The sequence below is a fragment of the Methylomonas subterranea genome, assembly GCF_024505185.1.
Taxonomy (GTDB): domain Bacteria; phylum Pseudomonadota; class Gammaproteobacteria; order Methylococcales; family Methylomonadaceae; genus Methylomonas; species Methylomonas subterranea.
This window is the reverse complement of sequence record NZ_JANIBJ010000017.1, coordinates 68,581-92,918: the sequence shown is the minus strand read 5'-3', so window position 1 is coordinate 92,918 and position 24,338 is coordinate 68,581. Positions and strand designations below refer to the sequence as shown.

Here is a 24,338-nt window from a genome sequence, read left to right as displayed (position 1 = left end):
AGCCCGCCCTTGCTGCCGCCGGGCGGGCTAATTCCGGCCTACGGGCTAAACGGCCTGTTTGATCCGGGCCAGGGCATTTTCCAGATTGGCCATGCTGGTGGCAATGGAAATACGGATGTGGCCCGGGCAGCCGAATGCCGAACCCGGCACCAGCGCCACGCCGGCTTTTTCGATCAAATACTCGGCAAATTGCAAATCGTCGTCTATGCCGTCCAGCCTGTTCAGCAGTTTTTCCACGTTGGGAAATACGTAAAACGTGCCGTCCGTCGGCAGGCAGTCGATGCCGTCTACGCTGTTCAATTCGGCCACCACGAAATCGTGGCGCTTTTTAAATTCCACCATCATGGTATCGATGCAGCTTTGGTCGCCTGTCAAGGCGGTTTCGGCGGCGACTTGCGAAATCGAGGTTGGGTTGGAGGTGCTTTGCGATTGAATGATGCACATGGCTTCGATCAAATCCGCCGGGCCGGCGCAATAGCCGATTCGCCAGCCGGTCATGGAATAAGCCTTGGATACGCCGTTCAGCACGATGGTGCGCGGGTAAAAATCCGGCCGTGCGTTCAGTATGTTGACGAACCCGCCCTTGTTCCACAGGATGTGTTCGTACATATCGTCGGTGGCGATCAGCACGTTTGGATAATCCTGCAACACTTCGCCCAGCGCTTTCAATTCATCCAGGCTATAGGCGGCACCGGTCGGGTTAGACGGGCTGTTGATGACGAACAAGCGGGTTTTGTCGCTAATCGCCGCGCGCAATTGCGCCGGGGTGATCTTGAAATTTTGCGACTGGCCGGCTTCCACGATGACCGGCACGCCGTCGGCCAACAGCACCATATCCGGGTAGGAAACCCAATAGGGCGCGGGAATGATCACCTCATCGCCGGGGTTCAACAGGGCCTGGGCCAGATTGTAAAAACTTTGCTTGCCGCCGCTGGAGACCAAAATCTGCTTCAGCTCATAGTCCAGGCCGTTATCGCTTTTAAACTTTTGCGCGATGGCTTTTTTCAGGCTGGGAATGCCGTCAACCGCGGTGTACTTGGTAAAGCCGTTGTCCAGGGCTTTGACGGCGGAAGCCTTGATGTGGTCGGGCGTGTCGAAATCGGGCTCGCCGGCGCCCAGGCCGATAATGTCCTTGCCGGCCGCGCGCATGGCGGCCGCCCGGGCGGTAATGGCTAAAGTCGGTGACGGTTTGACGGCTTTGACGCGATTGGACAGTGTGATGCTCATGGTTCCTCGGTTGGCTAGGCTGTAAAATTGGCGCGTATTATACGGTAAAAGCGCATAAAACAGCCTGTGCCGTATCAGGATGGGCCGGTATTTTCATGGCAAAACGCCCGCCCGTCACTCCCCTTTATATTGCCTGTTTGACTAGCTCCCAATCCAGATCGAATTGAAAGACTTGTTCCGGCTCGGCCGCGGCGGATACCCGTTTGCTGCGTTCGTCGGTCAACGGGTGGGTTTGGAATAGTTCCGGGATATTGCCGGTCAGCTCGTCGGCTTTTTGGATCTTTTCGAAAAATGCCGCCAGATGCCGTGGCGACAGGCCCGCCGCGGTCATGATTTCGATGGCGCCGTCGTCGGCGCTGCGCTCCTGGTCGCGGTCGAAGGACAGGCTGTCCAGTTGCGCGCTGAGTTCGATCAATTGCGACAATGCCGAAACATCGCCGAACACGATGCCGATCAAAACGCCCATGCCGGCCTGACGCACCAATTTGCGCATGCTGTGGCGCTGCAACACGTGCGTCAACTCGTGGGCCAGCACGCCGGCCACCTGTTCCGGGTTGTCGGCGTTTTCGATCAAACCGGTGGTGACCACCACATAACCGCCGGGGAAGGCGAAGGCGTTGATCATATCGGCATCGACCACCGCCACCTGGTATTCGATATCCGCACCGTCAAACTGGTCTATGCGTTTGATAATGGCGTCGACGGCGTCGGTGACGGTTTTATCGCTGACGGTTTTTTTGCCCACCTGATAGTTTTCGAAGGCCATGGCGCCGATTTTTTGTTCCCATTCATACGGAATCATATCGGCAATCAACGGCGCGGAATAATGCAGCGTGAAGTAAGCGCCGACAAAAAACGCCGCGATCAGTGCCAGATAGACCGGCACCCGGTGTCGTTCGCCCTTTAACCGCCCATGTTGCCTGGCTTGCAATTCGCTGATGTGCTCCCGGGCCGGCGGCGGTATGTTCAGCGACAGCAGTTTATCGAATATCTCCGGTTCCCCGCATAGCAGCGCGTGGCGGCCGTCATGACCCGACCAGCTGATTTGCAGCGTGACGCCGGGGTCACCGATCAACTCCAACACGGTGCCTTGCAAGGCGATGGCGACGCGCTCCCGCTCGCCGAGTTCGAATTCTATCAATCCGTGAGTGGAAACCGAAAACTGCACGGTAAATTTTTCCCTCCCGGCGTAATACAAGCCGTTGAAATGACTCACCAAACTCATAACTCGCCCGCCATGCCCGGTGATGCGTCCGCCGAATTAGCGGGTTGGAATGAATTGACGTACCCAGGAGCCGAAGCCGGGCGAATTGCGGGTTTGAATATACACGTCTCCCGGCCCATGGAAGCGGCACACCAAGCCTTCACCGCTGGTAAAGCTGGAAATCCAGCCCTTGGAGGCTTTTTCGATTTTATAGTTGGCGTTGGCGCTCCAGGCCACCATGTGGCTGTTGTCGATGATGCGGGTTTCGCCCGGTGCCAGGGTCAGTTTTTGAATGCCGCCGTAGGTGCTGATGGCCAGCTTGCCCTTGCCGCTGACCCGCATTACGAAAAAACCTTCGCCGGAAAACAGGCCCTTGGTCAAGTTCTGCGCCTTGGTGGAAACCTGCACCGATTGCTCGGCGGCCAGAAAGCCGTCTTTTTGCAATATGTATTCCTCCGAGCCATCCAGTTCCAGCACGGCGATTTCACCGGGATAAGCCGATGCCATCATCACTTGGCCGGGGCCGCGCGCCGCCGTAACAGTTTGGAAAAACAGCGATTCGCCGGTTAGCAGTTTGCGGGACAAACCGCCCAACAAGCCTCTTTCCATTTTGGAGTCTACATCCAGGGTCTCGCTCATGGTGATCATGGCGCCGGATTCGGCCTTGATGGCTTCGCCCGATTCGAGATTGACCAGCAAAGTCGAAAAAGCGCCCGGATTGGTGATGTCGAATTTCATAAATCGCTCCAGTTAATTGATGGCAAGCGGCAAGTCTAACGGAATTAATTGTTCTATCAACAGGCAAATGCAAATTAAGCGCTAAAAAAGCATGTTTTAAGCTTAACAACCACGTTTTTTAGGCCAAATGCCTGGAAAAACCCTGGAAAAAATTTCAAATTCCATGCGTTCATGGCATCGGGACTCATTCTTTTTCTAGGCCTTCGGCCCTATAGACAAAAAAGGGAAACCACCTAAACTTCCCCCCGGTTTTGTCATGTTAATGGTCACGGAAATTTCCTAAATTGATGCCCGTCGGTTTGCCTTATTTGAAAAGGGTGGTTCTGGTTGTGGACACCGAGTTGTCCACTTACAAGGGAATTCGCCGTATCTGTCTGGATTCGACTACGGAGGTGCATTCATTCAGTTGCCGCAAGGACCTGTTCAGGTGGCTGCGGACAAATCACGCGCAATTGATCCATGGCCACATTGCATGTTGCATGGTTCTGGATACAAAGTTCATGGATATTTGCGACGACGGCTTGCTTGCCGCCACTTGGCTTTGTTGTTCAAAAATTTATATCGGCAGATTGCTCAAGGGTGCAAATCTTTTGCGGCAAATGAATATCGGCTCAACCGAGTTTATCGAAAAGCCTTTTCGGCTGGATGTCATGCAGTCGGCTTTGGAACAGATTTTTTCCCGGCACATTTACCGGGTAGAAATAAGTCGGCAATTCATTAATTTGACGAAAAGAGAACTGGAAACCTGCGAGTGGTTGGTGAAAGGCTGTTCAACGCAGGAAATTTCCCACAGGATGGGAATTGCCATTAAAACCGTTAAAGTGCATAGGGCCAATCTGATGCGTAAAATCAAGGCCAAATCGGTTGCCGAATTGATCAGGGACTATGACGCCTTTACCTCGCTTGCCAATCAAACCCGGTTAATGCCAAGTCCCCAGGTATTCGATGATGTTCTCATTTGAGCCTATAGCCATGAAAATCAATTACCGCCGGTGGTTCGAGCCTAACGGTTTGCCTTGCAATGCAGGCAATGGAAAAAAATCATGACCTTGAGCAAATTTCCACCGGTTGCCTCGATCGCTCAAAAGCAGGTCGCGCTGTCGCATTCGACCATGACGGTTGCCCAGGCCGCCAAACTGATGGTTGAGAAAAATCTCAGCAGTGTAATCGTCGAGAAAGATTGCCAACGCTATATTTTTTCCATCGAAGCCTTATTGGCGCATCTGGCGCGGGACGGCGACAGAAATGCGCTTTTAAGCGATATTTCCCTACCCGTACTGCCGTGCATTCAGCAGAATCAACATGTGCTGGCGGCAATGGAATGTCTCGAAGCTTTCGGTAGAAGATATTTGGGCATTACCGACGGCGATGCCCTCAAGGGAATCCTGACCTATACCGATTTGCTCTCGGCGATTACTCCCACGGTTCTGGTGGAGAAAAAAAAGGTCGGGGAATTAATTTCCAGGTCCGAGCTCATTTCATTTTCGTCCGATTGGATACTTGAAGATATCTTGTGTCATTTCAATGATTTGGAGGATTGCGTCGTCGTTGTCGAAGGCGATGTCGCGGTCGGCATCATTACGACCAAGGACGTGTTCAGGATAATCGCCGGCGGCAAAAATATCTGTATGCCGTTGACTCATTACATGAGCAGTCCGGTGACCACCATTCGGACAACGGCGACTATTTTGGAAGCCCTGACGCAACTTAAAACGCAAAACATCAAACGCTCGGTTGTCGTCAACGAATCTGCCCGGTTGGTAGGGCTTATTACGCAAAGCGAATTGGTGAGGTATGTCTACGGTACCTGGATCAGTCTGACCAAATACCATGGCGGCGAACTGCGCGAGTTGATCGACATGCTCGACCTCGAGCGCGGGGATAAGCGCGGCATTTTCACAGCGGGCGAATTCGTCGGATTGGATGACAAGCAAGGCTTTCAACGGAAATTAAACAACGAGCTGGACAGGATTGGTCGATACCGGTCCGCGCCATTTTCTTGCGCATTGTTCAGTATCTCTATTTGCAAGCAAAACCAGTGCGTTACGCAATCTCAACCCTACTATGAAACCCTGAATAACATAGCGGCGCAATTGCCGAATTGGGTCAGAAAATCCGACGGTGTCGCCCATTGGAACGACGACTCGTTCGCGGCTTTGTTGCCGCATACCGACGTCGCCGGCGCCCGTGTGTTTGCAACGCGCGTTAAGGCCTGTATCGAGAGGTTGGTAAGCGATACCGGTATCGACCTGATGGTAAACATAGCCATCAGACAAATTTCAACCAAGGATCAACTGGACGAATATCTTGTTGATATCGATGACGGCATGAGTTCGGCGGTAGCGGCGCAATGCTGATTTTCGAAAGCGCCTGCTGAGGTAAAACATGAGACGTATCGATACCGCATTGAACTGGCTGCTTATTATTTTGGCCTTGGTTTGCTGGGTCTGGGCATTTGTGGTTGCCGGGATATCGCCGCATATCTATCTGTTATTTGCGTTGCTATCGGTCTCCATAGTGTTCTTTTCCCATCGAGGCCGCGTGAGCTGGAAAATGAATCAACACGCCCGGATGCGCGAGCTTGAGCGGATGATGTCGGAGTATAAGAGCCTATGCGATCGCGCGTTGGAGCATACACAAGACGAATTTTACACATTGCAACGGGATGTATCCAGCGCCCGCCGGATTATGCAGGACTCGGTTAGTAATCTGTCGCAAAGTTTGACAGGATTGGATAGACAGTCCGCCAATCAGCGCCTGGTGTTAAGTGCGCTGATCGATGAAGTCCTGCAAATGACCGGCTCCGAACTCGGCACCACTCAGCAGGCATCAGGCTTGCAACGTTTTTTCGGCGAAACCCGCGGTCTGATCGACGAATTTGTTTGCAAACTCGATGAACTCAAACATTCCAGTAGTTCCATAGCCGTCAGCTTCGAATCGATGCAAGGCAAGATACTGCGCATTGCCGGGTCGTTGGACAGTGTTGCCAAATTGACGCAGCAAACCGATTTACTGGCTTTGAATGCCGCGATTGAGGCGGCGAGGGCCGGCGAGGCCGGACGGGGTTTCGCCGTGGTGGCCGATGAAGTCCGCTCCTTGGCATCGAGAACCCGCATATTCAATGAAGAAATCGGCGCGATGCTGGACGATATTTTGGCGTCGCTGCAAGACGTCGGCAAGCAGATCAATCATGCCACTCAAACCGATCTTAGTTTGGCTGAGCGTTCACGGGAAAATCTATCGGGCCTGGAAAACGAACTGCTGCTGATTACCGACAAGGCGCGCGGCCATTCGTATCAAATTACCGAAATGACGCAACATATCCAGCATTTGACAGCGGAAGGTGTAATCGCCATGCAGTTCGAGGATATCGTGACCCAAATCATGAGCGGACTGACGCTGAAAACCACGCGCATCGGCGAATATTTGTATGAATTCCAGAAGTTACAACAAGATCACGAACAAAAAGACGGTTTGCAACGTTTCCAGCTGCGTATCGAACGCTTGAACTCTTTACTCTCCAATGTTGCTCCACGGCCCCAAACCCTTGGCTTGGCGGCAAGTCAAGTCAATGCGGCGGAGATCGAGTTATTTGACTGAATCGCCAAATACACGGTTGCGCTTTCAAACCATGAGGGGAGCGCTCGGCTGATTGATAGCCCCGATAAGCCGCGGCAGCCGATAAACCGGCCGGCTTGCTTATTGAGGCCAATGCCTTGAATAAATACCGGTTTTTTTCAGCGCTCCATCGGCGGGTGAAAGCCGAATTCAGTCTATGGTCCTGATCCAGCGGCAGCGCTCGTTGACGATGGGGGCCGTCTTGGGGTTGGCGATACCCTTGGCGATCAGGGCTATCACCCGGTCGTCGGTATCGTAGCCGATATGCGCTTCCATCGGATTGGCCAATTCGCCCAACCCGAAGGCATCGTAAATTTTCGCTACGTTGATGTTGACGTTGGTAACGTTGATGCACAGGCGCGAATCCAAATACTTGCTGACGAAATCGTGCGGCAGAGTGTAGCTGAGCAGGTCGTTGGGGTCGTTGAACGCTATGACGTTGGTTTTCAGCAGCATGCGCTCGGCAAACTTATCGCCGCCGGCTTGGCAATAGGCCGCTTCCTGGTTGACGATTTTGGGTATGGCGCGGCCCAGTTGCAACATCGGCAATTGGTTGGACATCATGTAAATGGGTACTTCCTTGTTTTTCAGCACGTTCGAAACCGCCGAGAAGTAAAGCGCGTTGTCGTCATCGGCGTAAATCGAGGCCAAGCGTTGCAAGCCGTCGATGGTGATGCGGCTACCCAGACTGTGCGAAACAAAGGCATAGCTGTCGTTATAAAACGGTGTGACATCCTTGGACGAACAGACTTGCTGCACATCGTCCGGAAGGCTGTTCCAGTCTCCGCTGATCATCCAGCAGAACGATTGGGCAAAAGCCACCAAGATATCCTCGCGTTTTTCGCCCAAATAAATGATGGGGTCTGGGCCGGTGTCGTTGGAAAACTTTTTCAACAAGTCGTTGATCGCCGCGCGGCGGAAGGATTGTTCGCCTGAGTTGTCGTAGGACAAGACTTCCTTATCCTTGGCGGTGATTTCCGACCAGGTCAATTCGTAAAACAGCAACTCCTGGGTTTGATTCTGATCCAGGTAACGGTGAATCCTCAGGTTGCCCAAATTTTCCTTGGGGTTCCTGGGATCGGCCAGCTTGATATTTTTATAAGCCCGGGTGGTGACCGGCAGTTCCAGTTCCTTGGTCAGTTTTTCCAGAAATTCGGTGGCATAGCCTGGCAGGTGGTTGCCGACCCCATGCACCATCAGCACTTTCATTTTGCGTCCCGGCGCTTCCAGTTGCGGCTTTAAGCCGGTGAAATTGTTGCCGGTGACTTCGCACAGACGGGTGTCCTCCGAGTCCTGTCGCTCCAAAATGGCTTCGGTAATGCCTTTGCCTATGCTGGCGCAACTGCTTAACAAAAAGCTGGCGGCGAAAATAACTAATAGTCTGATCATCTGTTGCATAACTTATCGTTTAATGTAAAAAACTTGTGGTTATTCCACTCGAAGTACAGAATCCGAACTTCACGCCCTTGGGTATGTTGCAGAGCGCGGGGCGGGAGGAATCGATATTTGCCGGTTTTCCCCAAATGACTTTGAAGGATGTCATTCTACATGAATAACTACCGGCAACTATCCACGCCTTGTGCCTTTTAATGCAAACATGGCCTAAACTTTCTCCGTACCGTTCGCCGTGAACAACATCAATATTAATTTAGTGAAAGCTTATGGAAAACCCAATATTCTTTTTAGTGCCTTTTGCCGCCCTGACCGCGCTGTTGTTTGCATTCTACTTTTTCAGGCAGATGATGCGGGAAAGCGAAGGGACGGAGACCATGAAAAAAATTGCCTTGTATGTGCGGGAAGGCGCAATGTCCTACCTTAAACAACAATACAAAATCGTCTCGTTGGTCTTTATCGTATTGGCTATGTTGTTTGCGGTCATGGCTTATTTCGGCTTGCAAAACAGCTGGGTGCCTTTTGCCTTTCTGACCGGCGGTTTTTTTTCCGGGCTGGCCGGATTCTTCGGCATGAAAACGGCCACTTATGCTTCCGCCCGCACGGCCCATGCGGCAGCGAATTCCTTGAACCAGGGCCTGCGGATTGCGTTTCGTTCCGGTGCCGTGATGGGCTTGGTGGTGGTTGGTCTGGCGCTGTTGGATATATCGGTCTGGTATTGGGTGCTGGATTATTTTGTCGAGGATATGGAGCCGGGGCATAAGTTGGTCGTTATCACCACCACCATGCTGACTTTCGGTATGGGCGCGTCCACCCAGGCCTTGTTCGCCAGGGTGGGCGGCGGTATTTATACCAAGGCGGCCGACGTGGGAGCGGATTTGGTCGGCAAGGTCGAAGCGGGCATTCCGGAGGACGATCCGCGCAATCCGGCCACCATTGCCGACAATGTGGGCGACAATGTTGGTGACGTGGCCGGCATGGGAGCCGATCTTTACGAATCTTATTGCGGCTCGATTTTGGCAACCGCGGCCTTGGGGGCCTCGGCTTTTCTGTTGCATCCCGCCTTGCAGGAAAAGGCCGTTCTGGCGCCGATGTTGGTTGCCGGGGTCGGGGTGTTTCTGTCCCTGATTGGGATTTTTCTGGTTAAAACCCGTGAAAACGCCGATATGAAGCAGCTGATGGCTGCCTTGAATCGAGGTGTGAATATCAGCTCCCTGCTGACCGCCGCGGCGACTTTCGTCATCCTGTACCTGAGCGGCTTGCCCAACTGGGTTGGCATTTCGTTTGCCGTGGTGACCGGCTTGTTGGCGGGCATCGTCATCGGACAAACCGCCGAGTACTACACCTCGCACTCCTACCGCCCGACGCAAAAAATTGCCGAAAGCGCGGTGACGGGGCCGGCTACCGTAATTATTTCCGGTCTCGGCTTGGGCATGATTTCAACCGCGATCCCGGTGATGACGATTGCCGTCGCCATTACTCTGGCGTATTTGTGCGCCATCCAATTCGATGTGGCGAATATGCTGCTGGCCGGAAATTTGAGCATGGGCCTTTATGGCATAGGGTTTGCCGCTGTCGGCATGTTATCGACCCTGGGCCTGACCCTGGCCACCGATGCTTACGGCCCGATTGCCGATAATGCCGGCGGCAACGCCGAAATGAGCGGTTTGGGCGAGGCAGTGCGCAAACGTACCGACGCGCTGGATGCCTTGGGCAATACCACCGCCGCCACCGGCAAGGGCTTTTCCATCGGCTCGGCGGCGCTGACCGCCCTGGCCTTGCTGGCTTCCTATATCGAGGAAATTAAAATCGGCCTGATACGCTTGGGACATACCACCCTGTCGTTGGCCAATGGCGCAACCATCGACACCCATAGAGCCGGTTTCGAGGATTTCATGAACTACTATCAAGTCAGCTTGATGAATCCCAAGGTATTGATCGGTATGTTCATCGGTTCCATGATGGCCTTCGTGTTTTGCGGCTTGACCATGAATGCGGTGGGGCGGGCCGCGCAAAAAATGGTGGAAGAAGTCAGGCGTCAGTTCCGCGAAATTTCCGGCATCATGGACGGCAGCGGTTTGCCGGATTATGCCCGTTGCGTGGAAATCTCCACCAAGGGCGCCCAGAAAGCCATGCTGTTTCCGTCCTTGCTGGCAATCATCGTTCCGGTGCTGACCGGGGTGGTTTTCGGCGTATCCGGCGTGATGGGTTTGTTGGTGGGTGGTCTGTCCTCGGGATTCGTGCTGGCGATATTCATGGCCAATGCCGGCGGGGCCTGGGACAATGCCAAAAAGTACGTCGAGGAGGGGCATTTGGGCGGCAAGGGCTCCGACGTGCATAAGGCATGCGTGGTCGGCGATACGGTGGGCGATCCGTTTAAAGACACCTCGGGGCCGTCCTTGAACATTCTGATCAAATTGATGAGCATGGTTTCTATCGTGATGGCCGGTTTAACGGTTGCATGGAGCGTGTTCTGAGCACCCGCGCGGCCGAGCCGGCTGTCGGTTTTAGATAAAATACTCCAGGTTGATCGATTCCAGCGGCAGGCCGGATTGCGCCGGCGAAAACCGTCCCAACTCCAATAATTGAGCGGGCGATAACGCTCCCACCACTTTGGTCAAATCCGCCAATTTGATGCCTTGACGGACCAAATACAGCATATACGTGTGGCGCAGGCTTTCTATCGTAACGCTTTCCGGATCTTGCAAGCCGCTGTCCAAGGCCGCGCAGCACAGCAAGGTTTTGATTTCCGCTTCGTTGGGCAAATTTTGTAAGGCGAAATCGCCGCTGAAACAGTCCGCCACCGATTCCGTCATCAATACATTGCGCTGTCCGGGGATCAATATCATCAAAGCCTCGGTATTCAGGCATTCGGGCGTCAAGCTCAGAATTTCCCCTAGCGTCAGACCGTTGAAAAGGAGATAAACCACGGCCTTGATCGAGGGTTCGGCCACCTGGTTCAAGGCCAGCACTTCCGGCCGCTCCAGTTCGCGGAGGCTGTTGTCGACCGGCAAGGCTTTCAAGGGAGCGTGGCCGACTTGGGGCGTGGGGAGTTCGCTTACATCCAGCATCGCCCGCGGTTGATGATGCAAATGGATGCCGCCCAGATTCATCGGCGCGGCGGGCGGAGGTTCCCGGTTCAAATAATCGATGATCAGCAGGGTCAGCAAGGCCAGCGCCAAGCTGCCCGCAAACGCCAATAACGATTCCTGAAGGTAATCCGGCCGGATGGGTTTGTCGGGCAATGACGCCCACTCCACCACATCCACTTGCGGGTATTTTTCCCGTTGTTTGACTTCGATATCGGCCAACCGTTGCTTGGTGTCCTGCTGCAAGGTTTCCAGTTTCAACAACTCCTGTTGTAGAGCCTGATGTTCGGAGAAGCGGGAAGTATAGTCGGCGGCCAGTTGTTTATGGGCCTGCAGTTGCTGCTTGATCTGCAAGACCGCCTCTCTGGCGGCGCTATAATTGTGTTCGGCTTCCTGGCGGGCAAAGTCCTTGCCGACACCGGCTTTCTCGGCAATTTTGGCTTCGATTTCGACTAATTGCTCCCTTACCCGACGCAGATTGGGGTTCAGGTCGATGTAATCCTTGGTGTATTGCGCTTCTATGGCCGCCAATTGTTCCCGCAGTTTTTCCGCTTGCTCCAGCAAGACCGCCATGGCCCGGGTGTCTTCTTCCGGCACCACGACTTCGTTGCGGGAAATCGCGGCCGTAACGGTATCCAGCTTGGCCTTGGCTTTTACTTCGTCATCCAGGGCGCTGTTCAGCGAACTGTTCAGGCCTTGCAAGCGAGCGTGGGCCTCGTTGTCGGCGCTTTCGGTGGATAAAATATTGTGTTGTAGGCGGAATCGCTCGACTTGGTTGCGTTTTTCCGCCACTTGTCTGTCGATGCGGCGTAACTGGTCGTTGATTTCGCCGGTGACTTTATCGGTGTTGTCGGCAATGAAGGCGGCTCGCAGCCGCAGATAGGTTTCTATCCAGGCGTTGACGGAGCGCTGCAGTACTTTCGGTTCGGGCCCTTCGGCCCGCAAGTGCACCAGATTGGTATCGGGCTCCGGCGTTACGGCAAACATCTCCCGCAATTGATCGCTATTCCATTCCCGGTTGTTGGTCAGCATATTTTGCAGGTGTTCCACGGTCTTGTCCAAAATCGCCGGGCTTAACAACAGCTGTTTCTGGATGCTGACATGCTGAATGTCGGCGGCGGGACTGTTTTGATCGATATCGGTGGCGGCCATGGTCAGCACGGTCGCCACGCTTTGATAGATGGCCGGTTGCAAAAATATATAAATTTGCGAAACCAGCATGCAGGGCAGAAAAACCAGCAAAAATACCAGCCAGCGCCTTAAGCGGACCGACCGAACGTATCTCGCGCCGCTCAGTCCTCCCGATGCCATATCATAGTCATGAGCTCGATAATTCATAATAGACCGCCATGGAAGCAAGAAATGGATGGCCGATGCCTGGGAGCATGCGGGCCATTCTAATTCAAAGCAGCCCGGCGCGGGGGGGATTTTACCGATGGCGTGGCGCCGGCGGGCAGCTTGCGGGTCCGGACACGGACCGGATAAACCCGCGCGTCAGATCGCCGATATCAAATGGTTGATTTTGTCCAGCAGTTGTTGGTATTCGTTGGATTGCCAGACCGCATAATTTAAGTTTTTAAATAAACCGGTCAAGCGGGTAAAGTATTCCCGGGCATGGTTTTGGTCGCTAAATTGCAAATCGGCATCAATCAGCCGCATGATCAACATAAAGGTTTCTTTTTGCCGTTGCATCGGCACCGATACGTCGACCTTATCGAAGGCGTCCTGTTGCAAATACACCATGTCCACAAACAAGGCCTCCTGATAGGTGACGAAGTCTTCCATGGTCACGCCTTCCTCGCCGGCCACCTGTATCATTTCGTGCACACTGTTGCCGTGCGCCAAAAGTTGCAGCACGGATTGCACTTGTTTGGTCCAATCCGGTGCCAGTTCCCGCTGATACCAGGGATTTAACTGCTCCAGATAGCGCGACCAGGATAATAATGGATCGACTGCCGGATAGAAGCGCTTGTAGGCGCGGTCGGCGCTCAAGCCCAAAAAGGTTTTCACGGTGCTCAGGGTGGATTGCGTCACCGGTTCCTCGAAATTACCGCCGGCCGGGGACACCGTGCCTATCATCGTCAAACTGCCGGTGTGGCCGTCGGCGTTGGAGACCACCCCAGCCCGTTCGTAAATGCCCTTGATGGATGAGTCCAGATAGGCCGGAAACGCTTCTTCGCCTGGAATTTCCTCCAGTCGGCCGGAGGTTTCCCGCATGGCTTGCGCCCAGCGCGAGGTGGAGTCCGCCAGCAGCAGCACGTTCAAACCCATTTGCCGATAGTATTCGCCCAGGGTAATGCCGGTGTAAATCGAGGCCTCCCTGGCGGCCACCGGCATGGAAGAGGTGTTGCAGATGATGATGGTGCGATCCATCAACGAGCCGCCGGTTGCCGGGTCTATCATTTGCGGAAATTCGCTGATGGTTTCCACTACCTCGCCGGCCCGCTCGCCGCAAGCCACCACGATGACGATATCGACTTCGGAATTTCGGGCAATCAGACTTTGCAGTACCGTTTTGCCGGCGCCGAACGGGCCCGGTATGCAGCCGGTGCCGCCCAAGGCTATCGGAAAGAAGGTATCGATCAAGCGCAAATGAGTTACCAGCGGAGCATTGGGGTATTGGCGCTGGTTGATGTTGTTGCGTAGCATGGCTTGCGACAGGGGATTGCGCACAGGCCAGCGCTGTTTCAGGGTGATGAGTTGTTCCTTACCGCCGGACAGGCGGATTTTCGCCACCGGCTCGTCAACCGTGACGTTACCTTGTTGTATCCAGGTGACTTCCGCTTCGCCGCGGATATCGAAGGGCACCATGATTTTATGTTTGAAGCGGCGTTCTTGCACGCTGCCCAGCGCGGCGCCGGCATACAGTCTGGTGCCGGTCTGCACGCATGGGGTAAAGGCCCATTTGGCGTTGCGGTCCAGCGCCGGTAAATCGACGCCGCGCGGCAAAAAATAACCGAATTGGCTGGCCAATAAATCCAGCGGATTTTGCAGACCGTCATAGACTTGCCCGAGCAGGCCGGGGCCCAATTCCACGGACAACAATTCGCCGCTTTGTTCGACCGGATCGCCCACTCCGACGCCGATGGTGCTTTCGTAAACCTGAGCGTCGGCCCGATTGCCGTATATGCGCAATATTTCGGCTTTCAGGCGTTCCTGGTGTTTGGCTTCGCCGCGACTGGGGACGATGTATACCACCTCATTTTTGGTCAGGGGCCTGTCGCCGCTGGATTCCAGCGAAACGATGTCATCCTGTACCGCGATAATGCGCGCCGTGGCAGTGGTCGTTGCGTATTCGTTCATGCTTTTCCTTCAAATTCCAGCCGTACGTCGGCCATTTCGGCGTTGATTAATTCGTTAAAGCGTAATAGCGCCCGGTCCTTGTCGTAACTGACCCAGCGATTGATCAAATACCAGCGCAGCACATACAACACCACCGCCGGAAAATCGAAATAATGCCCCCGGCTGAGGCGGGCATAGTGTTTCCAGTTCAATTCCAGCATCAACCTGTCCAGTGCCATGGGGTTGTTCTCGGCGATAAATTGTTGGGCCTGTTTGATCCAGGGCAGGCTGTTGCCCAGGCCGAAATCGGCTTTGTGCCAGTAACGGTGAATAAAACGCAAATGGCGGCCAAAGCCGTAAAAGGGATCGGCCGGCGTGATATGTTCGCCGGCATGCCGGCGGCGCAGGGCGGTTAACAAGGTTCTTAATTCCAAGCGCCAAGCGACGATGTCGCGCAGGAAGGCGCTGCGCACCAAGGCCAATTCCCGTTCGCCGGCGTTGATGATGGTGGCGTCATCCCGTTCGGACATTTTCGACCAATGCAACAAACCTTCAATCCGCGCCAAATCCGCCGCGTCTTCCGCGTCGAGCAGGGTCAGACGTTTATCCAGTTGGATTCGGGAAATGACGGGTAGCCGCGAACTGAACAATTCCGCCGGTTGTACCGGCAAACTGGTAAGCAGCAGCGTGTATTTGAATCCCGCCGTCACTTGACGATGCCCTGCAGCAAGGCGCGGAAGCGCGGTTGCAGGTGCGCCAGCAACAGGGCGGCCACGGCTTCGTCGGTAAAGTCTATGTACATGGCGTCATCTTCCAGCCGGATTACCAAGCCGGATTTTAACTCGTCGCCGACTTCGAAATTCACGCCCTTGCGCAGCAGGTCGCCGGCAAGGTCGGCGGCCACATGAGACAGTTCGCCTTGCCGTAACTCTTCCGGGTTTTTACGCAATTCTTCCACGCCGACCACATTTTCCGGCAGTAGAAAAGTCAGTCGATTTTGCCGGTCCAGTCCGGTTTTTTCCCTTACCTGACCGGCCAGCGCCAGTATGAGTTGTTCCATAAAGCTTCGGTCGGCCATTTTTTCGCCGACTACCCGCTGAACTTCCTGGCTAAAGCTGCCTAACAAAGTGTCCCGAAGGCGCAGCAAGGCATCCCGCGCCGCCAGATTCAAGGCGTCGGCGCCGGCGGCATGAATGGCATCCGCTTCGGCGCGGGCCTTTTTCACGATATCGGCGGCTTCCTGTTCGGCTTCGGCAATCAGCCAGGCGGCGCGTTTTTGCGCGTCGGCGACGATGCTTTCGGCTTTTTGCTGGCCGGCGTGTATGGCCTGTTCCCGCAACCGTTCAATGAGTTGTTCGACACCCGAGGAGGCGTATTCAGCTTTTTCCTCATTCATGATGCCATCCTTACACTTTGGGAATGCCGCCGCTAATGACCAGCGCGAAAATAAAGGTAAAGACGGCGAAGCCTTCCACGATGGCGGCGGGCACGATGGATAAACCGAAGATTTCCGGTTTGGCCTTGGCGGCGTGAATGGCGGCCGCGCAACACTGTCCCTGATAGACGGCGCTCAACATCAGGGCAAGGCCCGACAGCACCCCCACCGCAAACAAGCCGGCGGCATTGTCGATATTGACCGGCCGATTCAGGGTAAACATCACCACGATACCGAAAATGACCTGCGAAGACGGCATGGCCGACACGCCGATATAGCGGCCGTAACCGGTTTCGGTATCCAGCATGGCGCCGACCGCGGCCTGACCGCCGATGGAACAGCCGGCTATGCTGCCCATCGCACCCAGGGCCATCGGCGCGTAAATCCCGATCCAACCTAAAATACCCAGTAACTCAGCCATCAATCGACTCCTTTTTTGGAAAATGCTTTAAACGGATAACCTTCATCGGAAACGCTCCAATTATAAAATTCGATAAAATTCAATCGCAGTCCGTGCACCACCCCGCTCAGAATGCACAGCACCAAATTCAGTGAATGCCCGAGTAACAATATCAGAATGCTGAAAAGCAGACCCGGCCCGGGAAATTCGCGCAGCACTTGTTCGGCCAGTTGATTGAAGGTTACGGCCAGGGAAGCGCTGGCCAATCCCAGGGCGAATAAACGCATGTAACTGAGCACATCGCCGAACAACTGGGTGATGCCGATCAGGCTTTTCAAGCCGTCCAGCAGGCGCCAGAACCAGTCGCTCCAGCGGCGGACGCGGCGTTCGCTGCTGAACAGTATCAACAGCGCGGCACCGGTTACCGCCAAGCCCCGGCCCAAACTCGCAAGGAAGGTCACTGGCTGGTCTTGAGCCAGCCACAGACAAAAGCCGCCGCTAACCAAGCCTATCCAACCCAGCGGCGCCAACGCCAAGGTGGAACGGCGCCGTTGCCAGGCCTTGACCAGATTGGCCAGGGTGATATGCATTACGCCGATGGCGATAGTCAGCCGCATCATGCCGTCGAAGTCGTTCAGATCGAACCATTTGAGCCGGCCCAATACACTGTCGTCGCCCGGACCGTAGCCTAAGTAGCTGCCGCACAGCACTCCCCACAGCAAGGAAAGGCCGAGGGTGCATAGTGCCAACATGCGGAAACGGCGGCCCTTGGCGCTAGCGCCAAGGCCGCGCCACTTCCAGGCCAGCAGGCTCATAAATATGGCGGCGTAGCCGGCGTCCGACAAGATGATCGCAAAAAACAGCGAGAAGGAGAAAAATACGATTAGGGACGGATCCCAGCCTTGGTAGCCCGGCGTTTGGTAAAAATTTACCAAATCCTCGCCGCCGGCCAACGTGGGCGGGTTTTCCAGCAGTGTCGGAGGTTTATCCGCCGGGGCCGGATCTTCGGTCAGCAGCGCCAAGCCCGCCGCGTCTGCAAATTGTCGATAATATTCCACTCGTTTTTCCGGCAACCAGGCCTGCAGGGCAAACACACCTAATTCGTCGCGGGTAATCGTTTGGGCATGTTGCAACTCGTCGTGGTCGCGGCTTGCGGCGAAATGCAGCGTCAGCAAGGCGATCCAGCGCGTAAAGGATTCGCGTTGGGCCTGCAAATCTTCCAGGGTCATTGCCAGTTCGTCGGCTTGATCGCGCAAAGTAGACAACGGCAGGGAGCCGGTATGGCTGCGCGGCACCGGCAAGGCAATTTCCGGCGGTTCGTGCTCGGAAATCACGACTACGTAACTGAACAAATTGTTTTGATGCACGGTTTGCCAGACCAAGCCGCAATCCTTCAACTTGCCCAGCATGCGCCTGGGCACGATGTAAAACCAGAAGCATTGATTCGACAGCAGACCGCTTTCCGGCAGGACGAAGTCGCCCCAGGGCTCCAGGTCCTGAATCCGCTTCAGCAATGCGTCGCGGCGATCGCTCAATTCCCGGGTTTTGCTTTTCAGCTTGAGGATTTGTTCCACGATGCGGTCGGCGTTGAAATTTTTATCGTTGCTTACTTGATGCCGCTTGCGCGGACAATCATTCAGATAGCGCAAGGCCTGCAGCAACAGGGTGGCTTGTTTCTCGTCCCGGCTCTCCGGATTGGCCGGCAGGGGTTGCAGCGGGATCAGGTGCAGTTCGCCCAAGCCTTGCAATTGCTCCAGCACCCGCCGCTTGTCCTTTAGCAAGCCGCAAAAGGTTAACTTCTTTAATTTGACGATGGCCATTCAATCTCCCGACGTCGCGCGTAGCTGCTTGGTGATCTTGGCGCGTACCACATCGGCGCGTTCGGCATCCGACAGAAAAATGCGGATCTTGCGAATATTTTGCTGGGTCTTGGGAATCAGAACCTTGTCGAACAGATTGACTTTTTGCGTGACTTTTTTTACCGCCGCATTCAGCAGATGCAGGCGTTGCTGCTCCACGCGCTGTTGCAGTTGCAACTCCAGCATGGTTCGCAAGCGGATGACCACGTGGTCGACCCAGTGCGGTTTCAGATACGGCGAGTAGGGTTTGCCGGTCAATTCAACCCGCTTCAACACCGGCAGAGTGACCCCGACGATGTTTTCCTGATCCAGTTCCACCCGGCTTACCGACACCAGCCGGCTCAAGTCTATATCGCGGTTGGAAATCATCGGCAGCGATTCGCTCACCGCATGCTGGCATTGCGCAATCAGCTGGCGGGTCTGTTCCAGCCGCGACCAACCCTTGGCTTTTTCCATCACCAGTTTTTGCCGCTTCAACTCCAGAGACGGCAAATATTGCTGGTAGCGTTTCAGCTTGCCGGTTTCCTTGTGCAGGGCGGCTTTGTTAAACGACAGCTTCGCCATGACCGGCCTTGGGGAAATATTTGTCGATCAAGACCTGCTTCATCAGCAGTTCATCCTCGGAGAAACATTCGGCCAGGGTTGCCCAGCTTAAATCCAGCGCCTGTTCCAGGGCAATCGAAACGTTGATGTCCATGAAGCGCGCCCTGAACAGCTTGCCGAACTTCAACAGTTTGCGATCATAGTCGGACAGATCGAAGGCCATGGCCTGCTTTTGTTCGGCGTCGTTGGCGGCCGCATAGAAACGGATCATGGTATTCATGATCTGCGCATGGTCTTCCCGGGTTACCTTGCCGATCACATGTTGCTTCAGGCGGGACAGGGAGCCGAACGGGTCCAGCATGCCGTCGTGCAGATAAAACTGGCCCTCGGTGATATAACCGGTGTTGTCCGGTACCGGGTGGGTCACGTCGTTGCCGGGCATGGTGGTGACGCTTAATATGGTTACCGAGCCCGCGCCCTTGTAGTCGCAGGCTTTTTCGTAGCGCTTGGCCAGTTGCGAATACAAATCGCCCATATAGCCGCGGTTGGAAGGTACGTGCTCCATGGAAATGCCCACTTCCTTCATCGCGTCGGCGTAGGCGGTCATATCGGTCATCAGCACTAGAACGCGCTTGCCTTCCTCCACGGCGAAGCGTTCGGCCACCGCCAGCGCCATATCCGGCACCAGCAGGCGTTCGACGATGGGATCGGAGGCCAGATTGCAATACATCACGGTACGGGCAAAAACGCCGGCTAATTCGAATTGGGTTCGAAAATAGTGAAAATCATCGAAAATCAGACCCAGTCCGGCGAAAATCACGATGTCGGCGTCGGCCTGAATGCCGACCCGGGCCAAAAAAGCGTTGTAGGGTTCGCCGGCGATGGAAAAAATGGGGATTTTCTGGCTTTCCACCAGACAATTGAACACATCTATCATCGGCACCTGGGTGCGTATCATCTTGGAAGCCAACACTCGCTTGATCGGGTTGACGGAAGCGCCGGTGATGGTGACCTTGGGGTCGGGAAGCAAATCGGAGCCGCCGTCCATCGGCTCGCCGATGCCGTTGAAGATGCGGCCCAGTATGTTCTCCGAATAGGTTACCTGCTGCGCGTGGCCCAAAAAACGCACGCTGGCGGCGGTCGAGATGCCGCGCGTACCGGAGAAGACTTGCAGGGAAACCTTGCCGCCGTCTATTTTGATCACTTGCGCCAGCGACCGGCTGCCGTTATCGTCCTGGATTTGCGCCAAATCGCCGAAGCGGGTGGTGATATCCCGATATTCCGTTGCACCGCCGACATGGACGGTGATGATGTTACCTACGATGGACAAGATGTTGTAATGTCTAACCATGTGTTCGATCATTCTGAGCTCCCTTTATGCCGGCTCGGCCAACCGGCGGATGTTTCAAGCGGTCGCGGACCGGACTCAGGAATTGTCGATGCGTTGAGCCAGCGCGGACAATTGTTCCAGGGTGCCGGCAAAGACTTCCGCATCGTCGCTTCTGACCGTGGCATGCGCCACCTTGCGGCCCTTGCGCGGCGCCTTGTCGTAAAGATGCAAATGCGCATGCGGAAAGTTTAGCAGTTCTTGCGTATCCGGCGGGCCGCCGATGAAATTGACCATGGCCGCGTTGCCGCGGGTTTGCGTCGATCCGAGGGGCAAGTCCAGAATGGCCCGCAAATGGTTTTCGAACTGGCTGGTTTCGGAGCCTTCGATGCTCCAATGTCCGGAGTTATGCACCCTGGGCGCGAATTCATTGGCCAGCAGTCGTCCATTGACATCGAACAATTCCAAGGCGATGACGCCGACATAGTCGAGTTCTTCCAGCAGGCGGCGGACGTAGTCTTCGGCCATGGCCTGTTCCGCGTCGTCGCGGCAGGCTCTGGCCACCCGTAAAATGCCGCCGCTGTGCTGGTTTTCGGAAAGGGGGTAAAACGCGATGTCGCCCGATGGGCGGCGGGCGGCGATGATGGAAACCTCGCGTTGAAACGGCACAAAGCCTTCGACGATGGAAGGCGCGTCTTGCATGGCATGCCAAGCCGGTTCCAAATCCGCCTCGGACTTTAACACCATCTGACCCTTGCCGTCGTAACCCATGCGGCGGCTTTTCAGTATGGCCGGATAGCCGATGCTTGCCAAGGCCGTCCGCAGATCGCGCGGATTGTCCACGGCGGCGTAGGGCGCCGTGCCTATGCCTATTCGATTGAAAAAATCCTTTTCCAACAAGCGATCCTGGGCGACCGCCAAGGCCTTGGCGGGCGGATAGACCAGGGTGTGACTGGTCAAAAACTCAGCGACATGCGCCGGCACGTTTTCGAATTCGTAGGTGACCACATCGGCTTTTGCCGCCAGTTGCGCCAATAACTCCGGATCGTCGTAAGCACCGTGTAAATGTTCGCTCAAACCGGCGGCGCCGGCATTGGCGTCGGGGTCGAGCACGATGAATTTCAAGCCTAGCGGATAGCCCGCCAAGGCGATCATTCTGGCGAGTTGGCCGCCACCCAAAATGCCGACTTTCATGCCTGCACCTGCCTGGGGTCCGGGTTGGCGGTGACGTTGTCGGTCTGCTGCTGACGATAAACATCCAGGGCGGGGCGGTATTGCGGGTGCTTGTTGCCGACGATGGCGGCGGCCAGCAGGGCGGCATTGATGGCGCCCGCCTTACCGATAGCCAAGGTACCGACCGGGATGCCGGCCGGCATTTGCACGATGGACAACAGCGAATCCATGCCGTTCAGGGCTTTGGATTGCACCGGTACTCCCAACACCGGAATGGCGGTTTTTGCCGCCGTCATGCCGGGCAGATGCGCCGCGCCGCCAGCGCCGGCGATGATGACTTCCAAACCCCTGCTTTCGGCGTTTTCGGCATAGTGAAACAGCTTGTCGGGGGTACGGTGCGCGGAGACTACTTCAACCTCGTGCGGAATGTCGAGATGTTCAAGGGTTTGCGCGGCATGTTGCATGGTCTCCCAATCGGACGTGGAACCCATGATGATGCCTATCAATGCGGTCATGCAAAATCTCCGGTGTTATGCCTTAGTCGAAAACGGCGGCATTATCGCATAAGGCGAATTTTCCTGTCCTGGTGAGTTAGGGGCGCTGCTTGCTTTATCTCTGTGACGGCGGCCGGCTTGCTATAATGCCGACTTTTGAAATGCATCGGATCGTAAATGATGGACATTGAGCAGTATATGCGGCAACTGGGGCAACAAGCCCGCGTGGCCGGACGGGAAACCGGCAAGGCCGATAGCGGTCGCAAAAATCAAGCCTTGTTGGCTATTGCCGAGGCCATTGCCGCCGACAGCGCCAGCTTGGCGGCCGAAAATACCAAGGATTTACATGCCGGCAGGGAAAACGGCTTGGATGCGGCCGCGCTGGACCGGCTGGAACTGACGCCCGGCCGTATCGCGGCCATGGTGGCCGGTCTCGAACAAGTGGCCGCGCTGCCCGATCCGGTCGGCGAAATCAGCAATCTGAGTTATCGTCCCAGCGGTATACAGGTCGGGCAGATGCGGGTGCCGCTGGGCGTTATCGGCATCATTTACGAATCGCGGCCCAATGTTACCGTCGATGCCGCCGCGCTGTGTTTAAAGTCCGGCAATGCCTGCATCTTGCGTGGCGGATCGGAGTCCATACACTCCAATCGCGCTATCGCCGCCTGTATTGCCCGGGGCTTGGATAAGGCCGGCCTGCCGGCCCATGCCGTGCAGGTGGTGGAAACCACGGACCGGGCGGCGGTGGGTGCATTGATCACTATGAAGGAATTCGTCGATGTGATCGTGCCGCGCGGCGGCAAAAGTCTGATAGAACGCATCAGCCACGAAGCTACGATTCCCGTGATCAAGCATCTGGACGGCATCTGCCATGTTTATATAGACGGACAGGCCGATCCCGACAAGGCGGTGGCGATTGCGATGAATGCCAAGACCCATCGCTATGGGGTTTGCAACGCCATGGAAACCTTGTTGGTGGCGGAAAGCATGGCCGGGACCTTGTTACCGGTATTGGCGGCGCAATTCGCGGAAAAAGGCGTGGAATTGCGCGGTTGCCTGAAAACCTGTTCCCTGGTCAAAAACGCGCTGCGGGCCACTGAAGAGGACTGGCGCACCGAGTATCTGGCGCCGATTTTGTCGATAAAAATCGTCGCCGGCATCGACGAAGCGATTGCGCATATCAATAAATACAGTTCCGCCCATACCGAAAGCATCGTCACCGAGGACTACACGCTGGCGCGGCGGTTTTTACGGGAAGTGGATTCCAGTTCGGTGATGGTGAATGCCTCCACCCGTTTTGCCGACGGTTTCGAATACGGCCTGGGTGCGGAAATCGGCATCAGTACCGACAAACTGCATGCGCGCGGTCCGGTCGGTCTGCTGGGTTTGACCTCGTTGAAATACATCGTGCTGGGTGACGGACATATCAGGCAATAATGATAGGAATATACGGCGGCACCTTTAACCCGGTGCATTTCGGCCATTTGCGCACGGCGCTGGAAGTCAGCGAGATGTTCGGATTGCAACAACTCAGGATGATACCCTGCCGCCGGCCGCCGCATCGCGGGCAGCCGGAGGTGGCGGCCGACATGCGCTTGGCGATGTTGGAACTGGCTTGCGCGGATACGCCGGGTTTTTATGCCGACCGCCGCGAACTGGACAGGGAGGGGCCTTCATATATGGTCGATACCCTGGCTTCGCTGCGGATGGAGCATCCCCAAAGCGGTTTGTTGTTGTTTGTCGGCCTGGACGCCTTTGCCGGCTTGACTGCCTGGCACCGCTGGCAAAGCTTGTTCGACTATGCCCATGTCGTGGTGATGACCCGGCCCCAATTCGTTGCGGCCGAGTTGCCGGTATTTTTACGGCAGCGGCTTTGCACCGATAGCGGGCAGTTGCGACAACAACCGGCGGGACTGCTGTTTTTTCAGACCGTCACGGCGTTGGATATTTCCGCAACCCGCATACGCGCGCTGATAGGTGCCGGCCGCAGCCCTAAATTTTTACTGCCGGACGCCGTCATTGGCTATATCCGGCACCATCAACTTTATTTATCCTCAGAACAGGACATTGAATGCAAGCAGAACAACTCCTAAAGCTGGTCGAAACCGAACTTGACGAACGCAAGGCCCATCAAATCGCCATCCTGGATGTGCGGGGCAAGACCAGTATTACCGATTTTATGGTGGTTGCCACCGCTACCTCTACCCGTCATGCCAAATCGCTATGCGATTACGTGATTGAAAAAGTCAAGGAAAACGACCTGCAACCCTTGGGTGTGGAAGGCGAATCAGGCTCGGACTGGGTGTTGGTGGACTTGGGCGATGTGGTGTTGCATGTCATGACCGGGCAGGCGCGCGAGTTTTACCAACTGGAGAAGCTTTGGTCGGTGGCGGGCGATAAAGACAACAAATAGTGATATCGGCGGGTCGAGAGCTGTTTTGTTCAAGAAAAATCCTTGGCTGCCGATGACTGCTTCATACAGGGACGGTCGTAATAGCCCTCCTCTCCTTGCGGGGAGGGTTGGGTGACGGGGGTGAAATTAATAAGCCAGTGTTCT

At 55.4% G+C, this 24,338-nt stretch carries 21 protein-coding genes; 7 read left to right on the top strand and 14 right to left on the bottom strand.

The features are described from left to right. Window positions 1-45: 45 nt before the first annotated feature. From NP590_RS10810 to NP590_RS10800, 3 genes are all read right to left on the bottom strand, one after another. Window positions 46-1,227, bottom strand: coding sequence for a pyridoxal phosphate-dependent aminotransferase (locus NP590_RS10810; protein ID WP_256602392.1), 1,182 nt, complete (start codon window positions 1,225-1,227; stop codon window positions 46-48). A 124-nt stretch (window positions 1,228-1,351) separates the two neighbouring features. Next, window positions 1,352-2,452 (bottom strand): M48 family metallopeptidase, encoded by a 1,101-nt coding sequence (locus tag NP590_RS10805; protein ID WP_256602391.1) that lies wholly within the window; start codon window positions 2,450-2,452, stop codon window positions 1,352-1,354. Between the two features lie 36 nt (window positions 2,453-2,488). Continuing rightward, window positions 2,489-3,169 (bottom strand): TIGR00266 family protein, encoded by a 681-nt coding sequence (locus NP590_RS10800; RefSeq protein WP_256602390.1) that lies wholly within the window; start codon window positions 3,167-3,169, stop codon window positions 2,489-2,491. 500 nt (window positions 3,170-3,669) lie between these two features. Here NP590_RS10800 and NP590_RS10795 point away from each other — a divergent pair, with 500 nt between their 5' ends. The 3 genes from NP590_RS10795 to NP590_RS10785 all read left to right on the top strand — a co-directional run bounded on the left by NP590_RS10795 (window position 3,670) and on the right by NP590_RS10785 (window position 6,769). Continuing rightward, entirely contained in the window at window positions 3,670-4,131 is a 462-nt protein-coding gene (locus NP590_RS10795; RefSeq protein ID WP_256602389.1) for a response regulator transcription factor, read from the top strand. A gap of 81 nt (window positions 4,132-4,212) precedes the next feature. Continuing rightward, window positions 4,213-5,526, top strand: coding sequence for a CBS domain-containing protein (locus NP590_RS10790; protein ID WP_256602388.1), 1,314 nt, complete (start codon window positions 4,213-4,215; stop codon window positions 5,524-5,526). Window positions 5,527-5,554: 28 nt separating this feature from the next. Next, window positions 5,555-6,769, top strand: coding sequence for a methyl-accepting chemotaxis protein (locus NP590_RS10785; protein ID WP_256602387.1), 1,215 nt, complete (start codon window positions 5,555-5,557; stop codon window positions 6,767-6,769). 168 nt (window positions 6,770-6,937) lie between these two features. On the opposite strand, the gene NP590_RS10780 is transcribed toward NP590_RS10785, so the two are convergent. After that, complete coding sequence (locus NP590_RS10780; RefSeq protein ID WP_256602386.1) at window positions 6,938-8,185, bottom strand: hypothetical protein; 1,248 nt, start codon at window positions 8,183-8,185, stop codon at window positions 6,938-6,940. Between the two features lie 263 nt (window positions 8,186-8,448). Here NP590_RS10780 and NP590_RS10775 point away from each other — a divergent pair, with 263 nt between their 5' ends. Further along, window positions 8,449-10,656: a sodium-translocating pyrophosphatase gene (locus NP590_RS10775; RefSeq protein WP_256602385.1), complete on the top strand. Its 2,208-nt coding sequence runs from the start codon at window positions 8,449-8,451 to the stop codon at window positions 10,654-10,656. A gap of 30 nt (window positions 10,657-10,686) precedes the next feature. Here the strand turns inward: NP590_RS10775 and NP590_RS10770 are convergent, their stop codons facing one another. The 10 genes from NP590_RS10770 to purE all read right to left on the bottom strand — a co-directional run bounded on the left by NP590_RS10770 (window position 10,687) and on the right by purE (window position 21,802). After that, on the bottom strand, window positions 10,687-12,579 hold the full coding sequence (locus NP590_RS10770) for a GumC family protein (RefSeq protein WP_256602384.1): 1,893 nt from the start codon (window positions 12,577-12,579) through the stop codon (window positions 10,687-10,689). 183 nt (window positions 12,580-12,762) lie between these two features. Then, entirely contained in the window at window positions 12,763-14,571 is a 1,809-nt protein-coding gene (locus tag NP590_RS10765) for a V-type ATP synthase subunit A (protein ID WP_256602383.1), read from the bottom strand. Next, entirely contained in the window at window positions 14,568-15,260 is a 693-nt protein-coding gene (locus NP590_RS10760) for a DUF2764 family protein (protein WP_256602382.1), read from the bottom strand. Before NP590_RS10760 ends, NP590_RS10765 begins: the two co-directional genes overlap by 4 nt. After that, complete coding sequence (locus NP590_RS10755; protein ID WP_256602381.1) at window positions 15,257-15,946, bottom strand: hypothetical protein; 690 nt, start codon at window positions 15,944-15,946, stop codon at window positions 15,257-15,259. The genes NP590_RS10760 and NP590_RS10755 overlap by 4 nt, the downstream gene beginning before the upstream one ends. Window positions 15,947-15,956: 10 nt before the next feature. After that, window positions 15,957-16,406, bottom strand: a complete 450-nt coding sequence (locus NP590_RS10750; RefSeq protein WP_256602380.1) for an ATP synthase subunit C — start codon at window positions 16,404-16,406, stop codon at window positions 15,957-15,959. Next, complete coding sequence (locus NP590_RS10745; protein WP_256602379.1) at window positions 16,406-18,205, bottom strand: V-type ATP synthase subunit I; 1,800 nt, start codon at window positions 18,203-18,205, stop codon at window positions 16,406-16,408. The genes NP590_RS10750 and NP590_RS10745 overlap by 1 nt, the downstream gene beginning before the upstream one ends. After that, window positions 18,206-18,808: a V-type ATP synthase subunit D gene (locus NP590_RS10740; protein WP_256602378.1), complete on the bottom strand. Its 603-nt coding sequence runs from the start codon at window positions 18,806-18,808 to the stop codon at window positions 18,206-18,208. Then, the gene (locus NP590_RS10735) at window positions 18,789-20,150 is read right to left on the bottom strand and encodes a V-type ATP synthase subunit B (protein WP_256602377.1); all 1,362 of its coding nucleotides are present in this window, start codon (window positions 20,148-20,150) and stop codon (window positions 18,789-18,791) included. The genes NP590_RS10740 and NP590_RS10735 overlap by 20 nt, the downstream gene beginning before the upstream one ends. Before the next feature lie 63 nt (window positions 20,151-20,213). Continuing rightward, entirely contained in the window at window positions 20,214-21,308 is a 1,095-nt protein-coding gene (locus NP590_RS10730) for a 5-(carboxyamino)imidazole ribonucleotide synthase (RefSeq protein ID WP_256602376.1), read from the bottom strand. Next, window positions 21,305-21,802 carry a 5-(carboxyamino)imidazole ribonucleotide mutase gene (gene purE, locus NP590_RS10725; RefSeq protein WP_256602375.1) on the bottom strand — a complete coding sequence of 166 codons (498 nt, stop codon included), beginning with the start codon at window positions 21,800-21,802 and terminating at the stop codon, window positions 21,305-21,307. Before purE ends, NP590_RS10730 begins: the two co-directional genes overlap by 4 nt. A gap of 159 nt (window positions 21,803-21,961) precedes the next feature. Between purE and NP590_RS10720 the strand changes: the two genes are divergently transcribed. The 3 genes from NP590_RS10720 to rsfS are packed head-to-tail and all read left to right on the top strand — an operon-like array spanning window position 21,962 to window position 24,194. Beyond that, window positions 21,962-23,218 carry a glutamate-5-semialdehyde dehydrogenase gene (locus NP590_RS10720; RefSeq protein ID WP_371927293.1) on the top strand — a complete coding sequence of 419 codons (1,257 nt, stop codon included), beginning with the start codon at window positions 21,962-21,964 and terminating at the stop codon, window positions 23,216-23,218. Then, window positions 23,218-23,874: a nicotinate-nucleotide adenylyltransferase gene (nadD, locus tag NP590_RS10715; protein WP_256602373.1), complete on the top strand. Its 657-nt coding sequence runs from the start codon at window positions 23,218-23,220 to the stop codon at window positions 23,872-23,874. Before NP590_RS10720 ends, nadD begins: the two co-directional genes overlap by 1 nt. Further along, a complete protein-coding gene (gene rsfS, locus NP590_RS10710; protein WP_256602372.1) occupies window positions 23,853-24,194 on the top strand; it encodes a ribosome silencing factor in 342 nt (113 codons plus the stop codon). The genes nadD and rsfS overlap by 22 nt, the downstream gene beginning before the upstream one ends. Window positions 24,195-24,338 lie beyond the last annotated feature (144 nt).